A 16,754-nucleotide genomic window follows, 5' to 3' on the forward strand; every position below is an offset into this window, starting at 1 on the left:
GATGTCGCTAGCCGGAGAAGAACGGAAGCAGATCATCATTGATATGCTGCAATTGAAAGGAAAGGTTCGTACGCCTGAGCTCGTACAGGCACTCGATGTGTCATCGGAGACGATCCGCCGCTATTTGGAAGAGCTGGAGGATGAGCTCAAACTCAAGCGGGTATATGGCGGCGCTGTAAAAATTAACGTAGAACGCGAAGAGCCTGCGTACGTTCGGCGTGAGGTGCAGCAAGCAGAAGAGAAAAGAAAAATTGGAAGGGCAGCGGCTTCTCTGATTCAAGATAAAGACGTCGTTGTGATCGATGATGGAACAACAACGCAGCAAATGATTGATTCGCTCGCTTACAAAAAACAGCTTACGGTGCTTGTATCATCTGTCTATACGTTGAATTTGCTGATCGGCTATAAGAACCGCAATATATTCGAAGGTGAAATTGTTCTAATTGGTGGCCGGATTAATCCAAAGCATTACCGTACCTCCGGCACGCTGGCGATGGAGTTTATGACTAATTTCAATGTGGACAAGGCATTTATCGTAGCGGATGGCTTGCAAATCGACAGCGGCATTACGAGCTATGAGGATGAACGGGGCGTTTTGGCAAGAACATTCATGAAGCAGGCCAAGCAAACGATCGTGTTAGCGGATTATACGAAGATCGGCACGAGCCATTTCTATAAAATTGCAGATTTCAAAGAGATTGATATGATCATTAGCGACATCGCGCCTCCGCCAGCTTGGCGTTCTAAGCTGGATGACCAGGATGTTCACTGGATTGTAGCGGAATAGCATATTAAACGTAGAGCCTTCAAGTCTATCAACGACTTGAAGGCTCTTATTTTATGTGAAATTCCCAATATTAGTCACAGGGAAAAACACAAACAAAAACGAAAAACATAAAACAAAACAATTTATTTACTTGTACTTTACAGTGCGTTAAACAAACAAGCTTATAGTAGAGCTAGAGAAGAAGAACAATCAAAGGGAGAGAAAAAAATGAAAAAGAGCTTGTTTATGCTTATTAGTATGATAGTTATCGTTGCACTCTTATCCGCATGCGGCGCCAACGGAGGAGCGAACAATACGCCGGCTAGCACTTCAAATGATTCTTCGGCAGCGGCGGAAACCGCCCTCGATACGGACAGCAAAGAGCTTACCGTTTATACCGCGCTTGAGGATGATCTCATTAAGGAATATTTGAAAACTTACAACGAAAAACACCCTGACATCAAATTAAATATCGTTCGTGATTCAACGGGCATTATCACGGCGAAGCTGCTTGCCGAAAAGGATAATCCGCAAGCTGACGTCGTATGGGGCGTAGCGGCAACAAGCCTGCTCGTGCTTGATCAAAGCGGTATGCTGGAGCCTTACTCGCCGGTTGGCGTTGACCGCATTCAAGCGGAATTCAAAGACAGCGCGAGCCCTGAGCACTGGGTAGGCATCGATGCATGGGAAACGGCGATTATTGCCAACACGGTTGAGCTTGAGAAAAAAGGTCTTGCCATACCGCAATCCTATGAGGATTTGCTTAAGCCTGAATATAAAGGGCTAATCACAATGCCTAACCCGGCATCCTCTGGTACGGGATTCCTAACGGTTTCCGGCCTGCATCAGCTGCTTGGGGCAGATCAAGCATGGGCGTATTTAGACAAACTTCATGAAAACATCGGAATTTACACGCATTCGGGTTCAAAACCGGCAAAAATGGCTGGTACTGGTGAATATCCAATCGGAATTTCCTTCGGATACCGCGGCATTAAAGAGCAAAATGACGGTTCGCCAGTTGAAGTTGTATTCCCGACCGAGGGATCAGGCTGGGACGTTGAAGCAAATGCATTGTTGAAAAAGGCAAAAATCAAGAAAGCGGCGCAGGAGTTTTTGGACTGGGCCATCACGGATGACGCCATGGCAGAGTACAGCAAGAACTATCCAATCGTAGCAGTTAAGGGCGATTCCAGCGTTATACCAGAGGGTTATACAAAAAATCCGATCGAGCAGTTAATCAAATACGATCTTCAAGAAGCGGCGAAGCAGCGTGATGGTGTCCTAAATGAATGGAGCACTCGTTACGACAGCAAAAGCGAGCCGAAATCATAATCCGTTTTGAAGCAAAAGACTGGCAAGCGGTTAGTAGGCCGCTGTCAGCCTTTTATAATTTCGGTATCGAATCCATGTGAATAGGAGGACTTAAATAGATGGCAATATCGAGGAGGATCGGGGTTTTCTTAATTGCATTTATCGTTCTTTTCGGAGCGGTATCGATAACCGGCATTGGCAGTTCATCCTTGCTAACGGCAACGAGTGCAGCAGCGGCGGGCGCAAAGCTAACTTTGAGCGAAAGCCAGAAGCTCGCGGTAGTCGGACAACCCGTGAAAGTCATTGTGAAAGGCGAGCAATTAACCGACTTGTACGGATTTGAATTCAAGCTGAAATATGACACAGCAAAGCTGAAGTTTATGAGCGCCTCCGCGGAGTGGGAAGGAATGGCAATCTCGCCAATCGATAAGAACGGTGTCGTTACGTTTGCGCATACGAAGGTTGGAGCCTCGGCGAAAGGCGTTAGCGGTACGAATGCTATTGCAACGTTCACGTTCGAAGCGGCAGCAAGCGGGAAAACGGGCATAGAGCTGCTCGAAGCCAAGCTTGTGGATAGCGAGGTGAAGGCTGTTCAGCTCAAAAGCGCTGCGAAGCTGGCTCTGTTAACGAGTATGCGGGCATCGCGTTATCCCTTGGATGAGGGTGCGACAGCGACGTTTGCAGATGCCGAGAAAATACCGGTATGGGCTAAGCCGTCGGTAGCATCCGCCGTTACGCATAATCTGTTGAAGGGAAGAAGCGGCAATCGTTTTGAACCGCAGCAGCACGCGACGCGCGCGGAAACCGTAACGATAGTTTTATCGCTTGTCGATGCGTTGTATAAATAGCAATCTACTAATTGAATTAGGGCAACAGGAGCTGAACTGAAGATGATCATCGGAATTCCGAAAGAAATGAAAAACAATGAAAATCGAGTAGCGATAACACCGGCAGGCGTCGAGGCCTTCGTTCATGCTGGCCATGAGCTGCGCCTTGAAGCGGGTGCTGGACTTGGCAGCGGGTTTACGGATAAGGATTACCGGGAAGCTGGAGCAACAATTGTGGCTAATGCGAGCAACGCATGGGAATCGGAGCTTGTCATAAAGGTGAAGGAGCCGCTGCCTGAGGAATACGCCTATTTCCGCGAAGGACTTATTCTGTTCACTTATTTGCATCTTGCAGCGGAACCGGCCCTTACAAAGGCGCTGGCAGACAAAAAGGTAATTGCCGTTGCTTATGAAACAATTCAGTGCGAGGACGGTTCATTGCCGCTTCTCATACCGATGAGCGAGGTAGCGGGACGGATGTCGATCCAGATCGGTGCTCAATTCCTTGAACGCTCTAATGGCGGGAAGGGCGTACTGCTCGGCGGTGTTCCGGGCGTTGCGCCGGCTAAAGTCGTCATTATCGGAGGAGGCATTGTAGGAGCTAACGCGGCTAAAATGGCCCTAGGGCTTGGGGCAGACGTTACCTTGCTCGATATCAATCCAAACCGGCTGCGGCAGCTTGATTCCCAGTTCCAAGGGCGCCTCAGAACAGTGGCGTCAAACAGCTATACGATTGCCGAGGCCGTGAAGAGCGCGGATCTATTGATAGGAGCGGTGCTGCTTCCGGGCGCTAGGGCTCCGCTGCTTGTTACGGAAGCTATGGTGAAAAGCATGCAGCCTGGCTCTGTGATCATCGATGTAGCCATCGACCAAGGCGGCTCCATTCAGACGATCGACCGGATCACGACGCATAGCGAGCCGACATATATGAAGCATAACGTCGTACATTATGCGGTCGCCAATATGCCGGGAGCGGTCGCGCGAACCTCAACGATGGCATTAACGAATGTAACGATTCCGTATGCCCTGCAAATTGCAAATCAGGGCTATAAGCAGGCAGCCTTGCGCAATAGAGAGCTGGCGAAAGGAATAAATGTCATGGATGGGATGATTACCTGCAAGGCCGTTGCGGAGGCTCATGCCTCTCGCTTTGAGTGCATTGAGTCGATGTTATCCGGTCAAGCAAGCATCGCAGCCAAGTAAGAAAAGGTGTGGGCTGTTCCGAAAAATGAGCAGGAGCACATTTTGCACAAACGCCTATACTTTTTTCTCCTTTAATCATAGGATACTGTACCTTAATAAAAAGGAGATGAACAAATGAGCTATGGAGTAGCAGGCGCAAATGTAGGACCAGGACATTGCGGACCAACTTACCCGGTTGCAGGTGTTAGCCACTGCGGTCCTGTGGTTGGCGGTGCGTTTTCAAGTGTAGGCGTTATCTTAGTCCTTTTCATTCTGCTTGTCATTATTTCCCGTTCTTTGTGCCACTGAGCGGTAAAGCTTACTTGTAAATCGGCAGCATAGCGTTTCCACTACTTGAAATAGCATAAATACCCCCAAGTGCCTGAGCCTTGGGGGTTTTGCATGCAGCAGCAGAAGCAGCAGCTATTCGCGAACCTCTGCGATCAGTTCGATTTCAACCGGCGTGTGGAAGGGGAGGTCACTTGTGCCGATTGCGGAGCGGGCGTGCCGGCCGTTTTCGCCGAACACCTCGATGAGCAAATCGGAGGCTCCATTCAGTACATATGGCTGGTCGCCGAAGCCGGGAGCGCTGTTGATGAAGCCGAGAATTTTTACGATTTTTACGACGCGGTCGAGGTCGCCCAAAAAAGTCTTCATGGCGGCAAGCAGGTTAATGACGACCTGTCTGGCCGCTTCTTGCCCTTGCTCGATCGTCAGATCGGAGCCGATTTTCCCCTCGTACATCAGCACGCCGTCGATGCGGCAGTCGAAGCCGGAAGTATAAATCAAATTGCCGGTTTGGTTGACCGGGATATAGGAAAACTTAGGTTTCGTGGTTTCTGGCAAAACAATACCTAGCTCAGCAAGACGTTTTTCGATGATAGACATAGAGGAACAGCTCCTTATTATTGGGTAGGGTCAGATGCGTAACGAAGTTTGTTGCCTAGTGCGTGCAGCAATGCTGCGCGCGAATGAGATGGCCTTCACGTTTATTCGTGTGCGTGCCGTGCGAAAGCGTGAGATGGCCGGATACAATGACATGCGAGATGCCGGACGGATATTGGCGCGGCTCCTCGAAGGTGGCGGTATCCTGGATTATATCCGGGTCGAACACCGTAATGTCGGCAGCATAGCCGGGCACGAGCAGCCCTCTTTTGCCAAGCTTAAACCGCTGCACAGGAAACGAGGTTAGCTTGCGAACCGCTTGTTCAAGCGACAGCACCTTGTCCTCGCGGACATATTTGGCAAAGACGCGCGGGAATGTCCCGTAGGTGCGCGGATGCGGCTTGCCGATTTCGCAGTTTAAGCTGTCGGAGGCGATCAGCGATTTCTCGTAGCCGATAACCTGCTTCACATCATCATCCGACATATGGAAATAGACAATGGCGATCTGCCCGTTCTCCTCCAGCAGAAGATCCATCAAACAATCGACAGGATGCTGCCCGCGCAGTTCGGCGACCACGGCAATGGATTTGCCTTCAAGCGCTTTGTTCGCTTCCGTCTGCATAGACGAAATGATTATGCTGGACCAGCCGGTCGAGCACACGAGATTATCCCATGTGTCCTGCTCGCGGCTAAGCTCTTCTTTTATTCGCGTACGGAGCATTTTGTCGCGGAACGCCTCAAGCGTTGCTTCGATACCGCCTTCGAGCACCCAAGGCGGCAGTACTGTCGTTAATGTCGTAGAGCCTGCGGCATAAGGATACACATCTACAGTGACGTCCATGCCGCGTGCTCTGGCGGCCTCCACGAGCTCCAGCGCGTCAAGCGCCTTGCCCCAGTTCGCGCGGCCCGCTGCCTTCAAATGGCTGATATGCAGCGAGATGCCAGCCCATTCCGCGATCCATATGACCTCGGCAACGGAAGGCAGCAGGTTGTTGCCTTCACCGCGAATATGAGTGGACAACAAGCCGTTGTATTTGGGCAGCACGCTGCAAAGCTCGGCGAGCTCATCACGGGAGGTATAGCTGCCCGGCGCATACAATAATCCGATCGATAGGCCGATGGCACCGGCACGGAGCCCTTCTTCAAGCAAGGTCTTCATGCGTTCAAGCTCGTTCTTCGAGGCGGGGCGGTTCTCAAAGCCCATCACCGCGATACGAAGCGCGCCGTGCGCAACGTAAGTGGCGATGTGCTCCGAAGGATTCGAGCGGCCGACAAAGTCCATATATTGACCGACCGTTTCCCAAGGCCACTCCCAGCTTGTGCTGCCAAGCACCGGCTGCACGTACGCTTGCAGCAGCTGGGCTTTTTCCCGAACGAAAGGAGCAGGGGCGAGCCCACAGTTACCGACTACCTCGGTGGTTACGCCTTGCTGCAGCTTAATTTCGCTGTGCGGATGATCGATAATCATTAGGTCGGAGTGACAGTGCCCATCGATAAAGCCGGGAGAAATAACCTTGCGGCCTACATCAATGATTTGTCCTGCCTCTTGGTCAATGCGGCCCATCGCAACGATGAGGCCGTCCTTCACCCCAACGTCGCCGTTATACCAGGGGTTGCCGCTGCCATCGACGATTTTGCCGTTTTTCAAAATAAGATCGAGCATGCTGTAAGACACCTCCTTGTCGTTATTCGAGCATACCGCGTGCGGCTACGGAAGTTTTGCGGAGCTGCCCGTCCGTTTCTTTGATGTAGACGAAGCTGTGCAAATTGACCGTGCTGCAGATATGGTTTGGGATAATACGAATGACGTCTCCTACCTGATAGACAGCATCAGGAGCCACGCGAATCATGCCATGCTCTTCATTCATTCGCTCGAGCACGGCATCCGGGTCTCCGGTGACATGACCGAAGCCTTTAAGAAATAAGGGAGCGGTGCCTGGCTGCACATCTGTCGCGAAGGTTTTGCTGCCGCCGTCGATCACGATTAAATCATCCGAGGGCCGGCTGACAATGGTAGCGAGCACGGCGCCGGCGCATTGTTCAAGCGTGCTGCTGCCAAACGCGGCCTGCATCCGGTCCTGGTAGATATAGGTGCCGGGGCGAACCTCCGTCACGCCGTCTATCTCAGCCGCGTAGATTGCCGTCGGCGAGGAACCGACGCTCACATCTTGAATCGTTATGCCGGCAGTTCTAAGGGCAGTCGCTGCCTCGGCCATTAAACGGCCTTCCTCATGTCCGGCCGCTTTGATGTCGAGCGTCGAAGCACCGTCAACCAGAGCTCCGCGATACGTGAAAATTCCACTAAGCTTAATCCCGGGTAGCTCGGTGATTAGCCGGGCGATTTGCACAGCTTTGTCCATGGAAACACCCGTGCGCCTCAGTCCGGTTTCGAGCTCAAGCCGCACCTCCAGCACAGCGCCTTCCCGCAGCGCCGCTTCGGAAACTCGCTTCGCTCCTTCGAGACTGTCAACCCCAATGATCAGCCGGATGCCGGATCGCCCCAAACGTGCGGCCCGATCAAGCTTGGATTTGGAAACCAGCGGATAAGCGACGAATATATCGCGAATGCCGCCGCTTGCCATCACTTCTGCCTCGGAGATTTTCGCTACCGTTATGCCTACGGCGCCCGCGGCGATTTGCCGTGCTGCCATCTCCGGCAGCTTATGTGTTTTGGCGTGGGGACGAAGCTTCACGCCAAGACGCGCAACCGCCTCCGCCATGGCTGCAATGTTGCGCTCAACGACATCGCCGTCGATGACGACGCAAGGGGTTTCGAGCTCCCGTCCTTCATATAACGGCGCATGCATCCATTCGCTCATAGTCCTGTGCCTCCTTCGATATCTTCGACTTTGGATTCCTCCAAGTAGCTGTACAGCGTAAACTTTGAAATACTCAAATAGCTGCAAACCTTCTCGCCCGACTTCTTAATCAGAAAGGCGCCCTTTTGGTCGAGCAATTGTATGATTTTAATTTTGTCTTCCTTCGTCATCGCCGCAGGCGGTTTGCCGACCGTCTCCTGCGCTTCCTGTATAAGCGTATCAAGCAGGTCATTCACATTGCTGACGAATGATTCCCGAACGGGCGTAAGTCCGCTTGCTGTAAGCGATTGGAGCGTTTTCTCCGCTACCATCAGATCGGTAATATCGAAGTTGATGCACATCGCTCCGATGATGGTTCCCGCATTATTTTTTACATACATGGAGGTGGAGCGGAGGATGCGCCCGTCCTTCGTCTGCGTGACATAGTTATGGCGGTTATCGCCCTCCGAGGTCCCGCGCATAATTTCCAAGCCGAGATTTGTGCCGGGATCTCCGATTTTACGCCCCGTCACATGGCCATTCTCGATCGCTACAATCGTGCTTTCAACCGGCTTTGACCAATCGTGGACGACAACCTCGCAATGATCACCGAACTGCGCGGTTATGCCCTTGGCCATCTCTGTCAAAAATAATAGTTCTTGCGATATGGATTCCACTTACGCTCACTCTCCCGTTTGCCTTACAGTCTTGTTGCCCACATGGTACTACGGCGGATGGAAAAAATCAAACAAAAAATCTGTTAACCTAAAAAAAAGTATGATAGGATGTGTTTAAACATTTTTTAAAATATAAGAAAGTATAAAATTCAACCTTATACGTTGCTTATATTTCACCGCGAAACGAGCTTTTGCCGCCAAGGACGGCGTCAGCCGTTTACGCTTGGGTATACTATTGAACAAGTTTGATATTTTAAACACGTATATGCAGCTTTAATTCTGCCTTATACAGCGTTCGAGATGCCGATTGCGATATTTGTATGTATGGTGCTTACGATGGCGCTTGCCGTTGTTCCGACCATCATCGCTTATCTGGCTTTTCAGGAGCAGGTGATGAAAGGGATGACCGCAGGAGCGGGCGGTTAAGGGTTAAAGAATCGCGCCTGTCACAGGTGAAAGATTGCTGCTGCCTTTACGCGCGAGATTCTCTGTCTTGGCAGAGGCATACTTGATTTTAAAATGGTGCTACAGTGTATATTCTGCAACAGAATGACCGGATATAGCTGGCGCGCGAGCCTACGCTGCAGTTAATACAGCGTATTCACTGCTAAGATGAGCAATATCGCTGCTGACGAGGATTCTATTGTATTTTATACATTGTAAGCCAGCGGCTCAGCTGCCATGAAAGGTTTCTATTGCACAAAGTGCAGTGGAAGCCATTTTTAATTTATAAGAATTTATATGCAGCCGTTTGCGCTTGATCTATAAGAATTTATAAGTTTTCATTTATAAATCTGCTTACCTATCACCGCGAAACGAGCTTTTGCCGCCAATGGACGGCTGCAGCCGTTTACGTTTGTGCGAGGGCATAGTAAGGGAATGCTTATAATAGAAGATACCTGCCAAACGGGCTCATATAAAAGATGAAAGAGCGTAACTATTACGATATAATAGAATCCATTCATCTTTTACTTAAAATACGGACATACGGGAGAAAACGCGATGACTATTCAAGAACAAAATATACCGGTTCATTTGCTGTCTGGCTTTCTTGGGAGCGGGAAGACGACGCTGCTCAGAAGATTGCTGGATTATTATACGGCACAGGGCAAGAAGCCGGCGGTCATTATGAACGAGCTGGGCGATATTAATTTGGACGGCCAGCTGGTAGGCGACGAGGTGCCGATGGCAGAAATGCTGAGCGGCTGCATTTGCTGCACGATGCGCGGCGATCTGGGCATGGAAATCAGCATGCTCATCAACGAGCATCAGCCTGATGTGATCTTCATCGAATCAACGGGCGCGGCCAATCCAATGGAAACGTTGGATGGGGTAACCGAGGCGGCGATGTACAAAGCGATTGATCTGCGCAGCGTCATTACGATTGTTGACGGACCGGAGCTGCTTGCGCGCAGCCGTGACGGCAAGGGACGTACGTTCAAGCTGATGCTGGAGCAAATAAGATGCGCCACGGTTTTGCTGCTGAATAAAGTGGACAAGCTGGAGCCCGATGAACTCGTGGAGGCGCAGCAGCAGCTTAGGGAGCTTAATGCCCATGCTCAAATTATAGCGACGGTCCGCTGTGCAATAGACGATTGGAGCTGGCTGGATGCGGATCTCGCCCCAAGCGCTGCTCTCCATCCAAATCATGCGGTTGCAGCCCATCTCGAACAAGAAGACGCTGCAGCTGAGCACGCCGGCGAAAGCGAGTCCTGCGCCGTACCTGGCTGCACGATTGATCACCATACGCATGGGAAAAATGAAGCGGGCCATCATCATACGCATGACCATGTCATGGTTGTGACGCATTATTGGCGCAATCCCGTAAGCAGCGAAGCATTCGAGTCGCTGCTGCAGCGGCTTCCGTCTAACATTTACCGGGCGAAGGGCATCGTTACGTTTACGGATGCGCCGAGCCGCTTTCTTTTTCAATTCGCCTATAAGGAGTCGGATTTTATGCGGATCGACCCCCAAGGCCATGTCAATGATGTAGCGGTATTTATCGGTGAGCATTTTTCTAAGGAATGGCTGCTGAAGGAGCTGGAGCAGCTGGAAAACACTAATAGCAGGGAGCTGCAAGGCTAGTTTCACGTTGTAGGAATATGTCGAAAAATGCCATTAACATGTCTATTCACGTGAATGCTTGGGCAAAATAATCCAGACGGGGTTTGCTTAGCCTCGGCATCACGATTGCAATGGAAAGGTGTGGCAGCAAATGATTAGAAAATGGTTTATCCCCATCGTGTCGCTGGCCGTATTGTTTGCGGTCGCTCCCGTGTGGGCCGCGAAGTCAGTAGCGGTTTTGCCAAATGTTTCACTAACGGCACAGCATCCCGAAGAGTCCGATATGAGCAATGAGCATAAGCACCATAAGGGCAAAATGACCCGCAAGGACTTTGAGGCTTATCGGCTGGAGAAGCTGAAAGAGTTAGCGACATACTTCGGTATCCAAGCCGAAGGGAAAACGGCGGAACAGCTGAAGAAGGAAGTAGAGGCTGCGAAGCTGGCTAATAAGGATAAGTGGGAAGCGTTTAAAGCAGAACATCAAGCGAAGCGTCTTGAGCATTTGCGCAATATTGCCAAGGAGCATGGCATCAAAACCGAAGGCAAGACGTCGGAGCAGCTTCGCGAGGAGCTTTTCCAGCTTCACGGGGGGAAAGGCAAGCGTCCTCATCGCCTGGAGGATCATGACCGCGCCAATGAAGAAAATGAATCGAAGCAAAAGGCCAAGCAAAGCGAGGTATAAGCTGGGTCATCCGAATCCGCCTGAGTCATGGACTGAGGCGGATTTTTTTGGCTGCGCGGTAAAACTGAGCAGTCGATAGGCAAAACTACTTACTCAAGAATGATATTGGAATAACTTATTAGTCAATTGTAATTTAGAAAGGTTCAATCAACCCTTGCGATATAGAATGATGGTGATTTTAGTGGTTTTTTGTCGAATTATATAATGATAATATCCTGTTTTTCATTTTGCTGGGGATGAACTGTCAAGAATACTAGAACCACATCATTTGGGTGCTCTATATGGCTTGCAAGCAAATCAGCGAATGGGAGCAAATGGGCTTGACGCAGCTTTCGGTGAGCGTGAACATGTCGATGATCCAATTCCAGCAAAAGCAAATCGTCCATACGATTGAGCGGATCATATCCGGTCTTTATCAGCGGAATCGTAAGCGATTTTAAGAAACAAATGATTTACAAGTCTGTTATCGTCATAGCGCATCATTTAAATTTGAAAGTGGTGACAGAAGGCGTAGAGACCCAAGAAGAGCTTAATGTGATCTGCAGCCATAATTGTGATGCTGTTCAAGGCTAAATATACAGTCCTCCTGTTCCGGCCGGTAAGTTTGTACAGCTATTCATGGAACATAATAAAGATGCTTAATGATCAATCCGTCTCCCCTTATACGTGGAGGCGGTTTTTTTATCGTGCCGGCAATCCGCCCGTTTGGTAAAATATTGTTTAGCGTTGATGTGTTACAAAAAGGCGGAAGGAATCGTCTTCCTTATAGCTTGAGCAAAAAAAGCAAGGAGGTAATCGGAATGGAACATTCGGCGCCGGATTTGTTTCGTCAGCAATTTAATCAGCATTATCCTTCGGTAAGACGAAAGCTCATTGCGCTTATTCGCGATGAAGCAGCTGCTGAGGATCTCGCCCAGGAAACATTTCTAAGGTTATACCGGAATCCGCCGGATCAGCCTGAAGCAATCGGGGGCTGGCTTCACCGCGTATTAACGAGGCTGGCCTATGATTATATGGATATGAAGGCGCGGGAGCGAGCATTAACGGAGAAGCAGGAGCAGAGCATGCTGTCACAGCCGCAGGCCGAGCAGTCAGGCGAACAGCAGCTGCTCGATAAAGACGAGCAGGAACGGGTTCAAGGCTGGCTTGATGCCCTGCCTGAACGGGACAAGCAAATGCTGCTGCTAAGGTATGAAGGATACAGCTATGCAGAGATAGCGGAGCAGCTTAAGGTCCGGCAGCCCCAGGTCGGAATGATGCTGCGAAGAGCCGGGGATCGGCTAAAGCGGCATGCGCAGAAGGCAGAAGGCGCGTTTTCGCATGAATAGTAAGTGAGAAGTCAAAACCTTTTAGGAGGAGATCAGGATGACAGCCAATGGTGATTTGAATAAGCGGGAACAAGAACAAATGTCGGCCGCATGGGCCCGTCTCGAGAAGCAGCTGCAGCAGACGGAGCAATCGCCGCTCTGGCAGCAATGGGAGACGCAAGCTCTGATAAGCGAGTCTGCACAAGAGAAGGAGAAAGAAGGTTTCACTCCAACGGGAGGAATGCAAGCGCCGAAATCTGCAATCAGTCCGGTTCTTTCCGAGGCGCAGCAGGCTAATGCCGTTCCGCTGGGAAGACCGCGCGCAGCTATAAATGAGACTGAAAGCAATCCGCGTAAGGGCGGTACGGCCCATCGCTGGCTTCGAAGAAATTTAGGCAAAACGGCAGCCGCATGCGCTGCTGCCCTGATCACGGTGGTGATTGCTACGCCGTCAACGAATGAGGCTTTGGCAGCCTGGCTGAATACGTTCCGCATGGAGCATGTGATGGTAGTAAACGAGAATGATTTGGAATCGCTTTTGAACGGCTTTATGGGCGAGGGCGAGTCGCTCGAGACGAATAATCGGTTCGGCAGTTTCGAGCGGTCGTCGGAAGGAAGCTGGGAGCCGCTGACAGCAGGGCAAGCAGAAGAAAGGCTGGGAGTTTCGATACCGGCCATATCCGTTGCGGAGGATCAGACGACGGATATTACATCGAGGCCGGCGGAGTCGCTTACGTTTCGCTTAAACGTGGACGAAATAAACAGCGCAATGCGCAGTCTCGGTGCGGATAAGCTGCTGCCTGAATCCGTTGACGGCAAAGCGATAACCTTTCATACCGGCCAAGGTATAAATGTGGCATATCGACCGAATGAAGGAAGCGGCTCTGAGCAAAGCGTGCATGTTTCTTATATCAAAGAGCCAAGCATAAACGTAGATTCTTCGGTAGATGTAAAAGATGCCTATGAGGCGGTTATCCGCTTCCCGGCTCTGCCCGAGCATTTGCGTAACTCGCTGCAGCAGGCTATCAGCTTGGATAACGGCGAAATGCCGATACCGATTATTACAAATAATATAACGGAGAAGGTTGTTATTAAAGGGGTAGAGGTTTATATGGAACAGATAGCCGGTCAAACCAACCTCAACGCCATTTGGCTGCAGGACGGACTTGTTACCAATGCGAATTTCTTTGGCTATGAGGATAAGCAGAAAATACAAGCCATCCTTGCGGAGCTGATTCGTTCATGAGTTCCTATGCGATTGAAACCAGCCAGTTAACCAAGGATTATGGTGACGGGCGCGGCTGCCACGGCGTTACGTTATCCGTTAGAGAAGGGGAAGCCTTTGGCTTCCTCGGTCCTAACGGAGCTGGAAAAAGCACCATTGTGAAAATGCTCACCGGATTAATTAAGCCCACCTCAGGCAAAGCTCAAATCTACGGTCATGCTTCAGGAACAATTGAAGCAAGGCGCAGATTGGGCTATTTGCCTGAGCTTTTTCGGTATCCGGATTGGCTGACAGGCGAGGAGGTGCTTGCTTTCCATGCGAAGCTGTGCGAGCTGGACCGCATAACGGCAAAACGGCGTATCCGCCAGCTTCTAGACGAAGTAGGGATCGGCAGCCGCGGACGTGATCGGCTTAAAGGCTATTCAAAGGGAATGCAGCAGCGGCTTGGCCTCGCATGCGCGCTGCTCGGCGACCCGGCGATCCTGTTTCTGGATGAGCCGGCCTCCGCGCTCGATCCGGTAGGCCGGCATGAGGTGCGGGAGCTGCTCGCTAGGCTAAGAGGACAGGGGAAAACGATTTTTCTTAATTCGCATTTGCTGGAGGATGTAGAGCAGCTATGCGATAAAGTGGCTCTGCTTAATAACGGACGGGTGCTTGCGGAGGGCAAGCTCTCGGAGGTGATTCGCTCGCAATCTATTAGGCGCCTGCACGTCAGCGGATATACGCCGCTCGCAGCTGAACGCATCCGTCAAATGCTTGGCATAAGCATAGCGGTCACCTTATCGGAGACTGGAGACGGCACGGCATGGCTCGAGCTCGAACTGGAGAATGACGAACAAATCGGTTTGGTGAATTATTTGCTAATTGAACTGGGACTAACCCTGTATGAGGTAGGAAAAGTACAATCAAGGCTGGATGAGTGGTTCAGGCAAGCCGTAACGGGTCTGGAACATAGGGGGGAACGAAGATGATCGCGGTTTGGGGTTTAACGTGGAAGGAGCTTATTCGCAAGCGAGTGACGCTGATGACGATCATAATGACAATACTTTTTTGGATTGCTTATTGGTTCGTTGCGGATGCGATAGCGGGTGGGGAAGTGCATGTTGCTGCTTCTATGGACCTGCTCGAAAATTTCGCCCGCAGCTCGATGATTTTGACGCTTGGCTTTTTTTTCGGGGCATTCGCAGTCGCGTTCTTGGCGATTTTCAGCTCGGTTGCCGCTATAACCGGTGAAGCGGAATCGGGGGTGCTGCAATCCGTCTTAGCTCGGCCGATTCAGCGCTGGAGATGGTTTATGGGCAGATGGTTTGGCTTTGTCAGCTATGTAGCGCTTTATGCGATCCTGTTGTTCGTTTCGATTATAGCTATCAGCTGGATTGAAACGGGTGTCCTATTTAGTCCGGCCGTACTGTTAAAATCGTTGGCCTTATTCCTTGCTTCTATTCCGCTGCTTGTTACCTTAACCATGGTTGGCTCTTGCTACATTAGCCCGCTGGGAAATGGGATTTGGATGACGATGCTGTTTGGGATGGGGTGGCTTGGCAGCACGATCGGACGGTTTATGGATTCAGGTGTGAGTCGTATGAAAGAACTTCGGACACTTGAGACAATAACGGGACTAATAAAGCTGGCTATGCCAGCAGATGCTTTGCAGCAGCGCATGCTGAGCGAATTATTTTCCATCTCGGAGCTCAGTGGTTTGTATAACCTCAATAACGAACTAAGCATTTTCTCGATTAGCGGCGCGGCCACCAATTCCTTATTAATTTACTGCCTCATCTATACGGTTGTCATGCTGATGGTTGGTTTGCTCATGATGAGACGGAAGGATTTCTAAAAAGGACTGCCCCCTAAGCAGGAGGCCACTGAAAAAGTCCCGATTATATAAGCAGGATACCTTACCTCAACATTTCCGAGGAAAGGTATCCTGTTTTCCTGTATAATAAAGGTATTAAATTTAGGCGGTGTTTCGGATGATTTCAAACCAACTCTCCCTTAATCTCAGTCCATTTATGGCTATTTACGATATAGTAGTACCTAAAGATAATATGCTTCGTCAAATTAATGACCTCGTAGATTTTTCTTTTGTTCAAGAAGAATTACAAAATAAATATTGCCTTGATCATGGTCGCAATGCAGTACCTCCCATTCGTATGTTCAAATACCTATTACTGAAATCAATCTTTGATTTATCGGATGTGGATGTCGTAGAACGTTCCAAGTATGACATGTCGTTGAAATACTTCTTAGATATGGCGCCAGAAGATGGCGTCATTGATCCAAGTTCTTTAACGAAGTTTCGTAAACTTCGCTTGAAAGATGTGAACTTGCTCGACATGCTGATTCAAAAAACAGTGGCAATCGCATTGGAAAAAGAAATCATTAAAAGCAGCGCTGTTATCGTGGATGCCACGCATACGAAAGCACGCTACAATCAGAAATCCCCGAAAGAAATTTTGATGGAGAAGTCTAAACTGCTGCGAAAAGCAGTCTATCAAATCGATGAAAAAATGAAGGATAAATGGCTCTTCGCTCTACTGGATGGATAACGCCAATTAGAATAGCTTCATAGACATGTTGGTTTTAGGAGATTCTTAAAGGCATGGTAGAATTGGATAATGGGTAAAGATGGATCTTTGATCTGCGTGCTGCAAGCGCTGGAATTCGAAGTTTGTTAGCAGTCATGTAGACCATCGCAATTAGATTATCAACATTTCGGTATCCGCGAGCTCTCCGTTTAGCAGCTTGTACAAGACCATTAATGCCTTCGAGCAGGCCGTTTGTCATTTTGCTGTGAAACCAACGTAGAATACCTTCCTCATGTGCTTTTACGGTCTTTGCAAGTTCCATCATGGGTTCCAGCTGAGAGCGTCTTGCCCATCCTAACCACTCTCGCAAATAAACGTCCGCAAGTAGGTGTGGCGTTATCCATAAATCCTGCATAGCCAATTTTAACTGGTAAGCTCTGCCCGTTTTTAAGTTGCTGTCTTTTAGGCTTTGTAGTTCTTCTTTCTGCTCCGCCTTCAGATT

Annotated in this window: 19 protein-coding genes and 1 pseudogene; 15 read left to right on the plus strand and 5 right to left on the minus strand. The window is 49.9% G+C overall.

What is annotated here, in order from left to right; genetic code table 11:
• The first annotated feature begins 1 nt into the window (after position 1).
• The 5 genes from RCO25_RS12010 (at position 2) to RCO25_RS12030 (ending at position 4,395) form a co-directional block, all read left to right on the plus strand.
• A complete protein-coding gene (locus RCO25_RS12010) occupies positions 2-787 on the plus strand; it encodes a DeoR/GlpR family DNA-binding transcription regulator (RefSeq protein WP_308996383.1) in 786 nt (261 codons plus the stop codon).
• Between the two features lie 207 nt (positions 788-994).
• Positions 995-2,098, plus strand: a complete 1,104-nt coding sequence (locus tag RCO25_RS12015; protein ID WP_308996384.1) for a putative 2-aminoethylphosphonate ABC transporter substrate-binding protein — start codon at positions 995-997, stop codon at positions 2,096-2,098.
• A gap of 98 nt (positions 2,099-2,196) precedes the next feature.
• The gene (locus RCO25_RS12020; RefSeq protein WP_308996385.1) at positions 2,197-2,925 is read left to right on the plus strand and encodes a cohesin domain-containing protein; all 729 of its coding nucleotides are present in this window, start codon (positions 2,197-2,199) and stop codon (positions 2,923-2,925) included.
• Positions 2,926-2,967: 42 nt separating this feature from the next.
• Complete coding sequence (ald, locus tag RCO25_RS12025; RefSeq protein ID WP_308996386.1) at positions 2,968-4,107, plus strand: alanine dehydrogenase; 1,140 nt, start codon at positions 2,968-2,970, stop codon at positions 4,105-4,107.
• Positions 4,108-4,221: 114 nt separating this feature from the next.
• Positions 4,222-4,395, plus strand: a complete 174-nt coding sequence (locus tag RCO25_RS12030) for a hypothetical protein (RefSeq protein WP_308996387.1) — start codon at positions 4,222-4,224, stop codon at positions 4,393-4,395.
• 114 nt (positions 4,396-4,509) lie between these two features.
• On the opposite strand, the gene RCO25_RS12035 is transcribed toward RCO25_RS12030, so the two are convergent.
• Genes RCO25_RS12035 through RCO25_RS12050 form a run of 4 tightly spaced genes read right to left on the minus strand, consistent with a single transcriptional unit; the run spans position 4,510 to position 8,446 of the window.
• Positions 4,510-4,974 (minus strand): RidA family protein, encoded by a 465-nt coding sequence (locus RCO25_RS12035; RefSeq protein ID WP_308996388.1) that lies wholly within the window; start codon positions 4,972-4,974, stop codon positions 4,510-4,512.
• Between the two features lie 55 nt (positions 4,975-5,029).
• Positions 5,030-6,634 (minus strand): N-acyl-D-amino-acid deacylase family protein, encoded by a 1,605-nt coding sequence (locus RCO25_RS12040; protein WP_308996389.1) that lies wholly within the window; start codon positions 6,632-6,634, stop codon positions 5,030-5,032.
• Positions 6,635-6,656: 22 nt separating this feature from the next.
• Complete coding sequence (locus RCO25_RS12045) at positions 6,657-7,790, minus strand: alanine racemase (protein WP_308996390.1); 1,134 nt, start codon at positions 7,788-7,790, stop codon at positions 6,657-6,659.
• Positions 7,787-8,446 carry a helix-turn-helix transcriptional regulator gene (locus RCO25_RS12050; RefSeq protein WP_308996391.1) on the minus strand — a complete coding sequence of 220 codons (660 nt, stop codon included), beginning with the start codon at positions 8,444-8,446 and terminating at the stop codon, positions 7,787-7,789. Before RCO25_RS12050 ends, RCO25_RS12045 begins: the two co-directional genes overlap by 4 nt.
• A gap of 300 nt (positions 8,447-8,746) precedes the next feature.
• Here RCO25_RS12050 and RCO25_RS12055 point away from each other — a divergent pair, with 300 nt between their 5' ends.
• The 10 genes and pseudogenes from RCO25_RS12055 to RCO25_RS12095 all read left to right on the plus strand — a co-directional run.
• On the plus strand, positions 8,747-8,872 hold the full coding sequence (locus RCO25_RS12055; RefSeq protein ID WP_308996405.1) for a hypothetical protein: 126 nt from the start codon (positions 8,747-8,749) through the stop codon (positions 8,870-8,872).
• Positions 8,873-9,448: 576 nt separating this feature from the next.
• On the plus strand, positions 9,449-10,531 hold the full coding sequence (locus RCO25_RS12060) for a CobW family GTP-binding protein (RefSeq protein WP_308996392.1): 1,083 nt from the start codon (positions 9,449-9,451) through the stop codon (positions 10,529-10,531).
• 130 nt (positions 10,532-10,661) lie between these two features.
• Positions 10,662-11,192: a hypothetical protein gene (locus RCO25_RS12065; RefSeq protein ID WP_308996393.1), complete on the plus strand. Its 531-nt coding sequence runs from the start codon at positions 10,662-10,664 to the stop codon at positions 11,190-11,192.
• A gap of 281 nt (positions 11,193-11,473) precedes the next feature.
• On the plus strand, positions 11,474-11,632 hold the full coding sequence (locus RCO25_RS12070) for a hypothetical protein (protein ID WP_308996394.1): 159 nt from the start codon (positions 11,474-11,476) through the stop codon (positions 11,630-11,632).
• A 7-nt stretch (positions 11,633-11,639) separates the two neighbouring features.
• Entirely contained in the window at positions 11,640-11,765 is a 126-nt protein-coding gene (locus RCO25_RS34850; RefSeq protein ID WP_374992100.1) for an EAL domain-containing protein, read from the plus strand.
• A gap of 227 nt (positions 11,766-11,992) precedes the next feature.
• Positions 11,993-12,520 (plus strand): sigma-70 family RNA polymerase sigma factor, encoded by a 528-nt coding sequence (locus RCO25_RS12075; RefSeq protein WP_308996395.1) that lies wholly within the window; start codon positions 11,993-11,995, stop codon positions 12,518-12,520.
• A 37-nt stretch (positions 12,521-12,557) separates the two neighbouring features.
• A complete protein-coding gene (locus RCO25_RS12080) occupies positions 12,558-13,745 on the plus strand; it encodes a hypothetical protein (RefSeq protein ID WP_308996396.1) in 1,188 nt (395 codons plus the stop codon).
• A complete protein-coding gene (locus RCO25_RS12085) occupies positions 13,742-14,695 on the plus strand; it encodes an ABC transporter ATP-binding protein (protein ID WP_308996397.1) in 954 nt (317 codons plus the stop codon). The genes RCO25_RS12080 and RCO25_RS12085 overlap by 4 nt, the downstream gene beginning before the upstream one ends.
• Positions 14,692-15,561, plus strand: a complete 870-nt coding sequence (locus RCO25_RS12090) for an ABC transporter permease subunit (protein ID WP_308996398.1) — start codon at positions 14,692-14,694, stop codon at positions 15,559-15,561. The genes RCO25_RS12085 and RCO25_RS12090 overlap by 4 nt, the downstream gene beginning before the upstream one ends.
• 136 nt (positions 15,562-15,697) lie before the next feature.
• Positions 15,698-16,249, plus strand: a pseudogene (locus RCO25_RS12095) (transposase); the annotation flags it as partial.
• A gap of 58 nt (positions 16,250-16,307) precedes the next feature.
• Here the strand turns inward: RCO25_RS12095 and RCO25_RS12100 are convergent.
• Positions 16,308-16,754 (minus strand): transposase (locus tag RCO25_RS12100; protein ID WP_308996399.1); only part of this gene is annotated, 447 nt, incomplete at its 5' end.

The organism is Paenibacillus sp. LHD-38, from assembly GCF_031157315.1.
In the GTDB taxonomy this organism is placed as follows: Bacteria; Bacillota; Bacilli; order Paenibacillales; family Paenibacillaceae; genus Pristimantibacillus.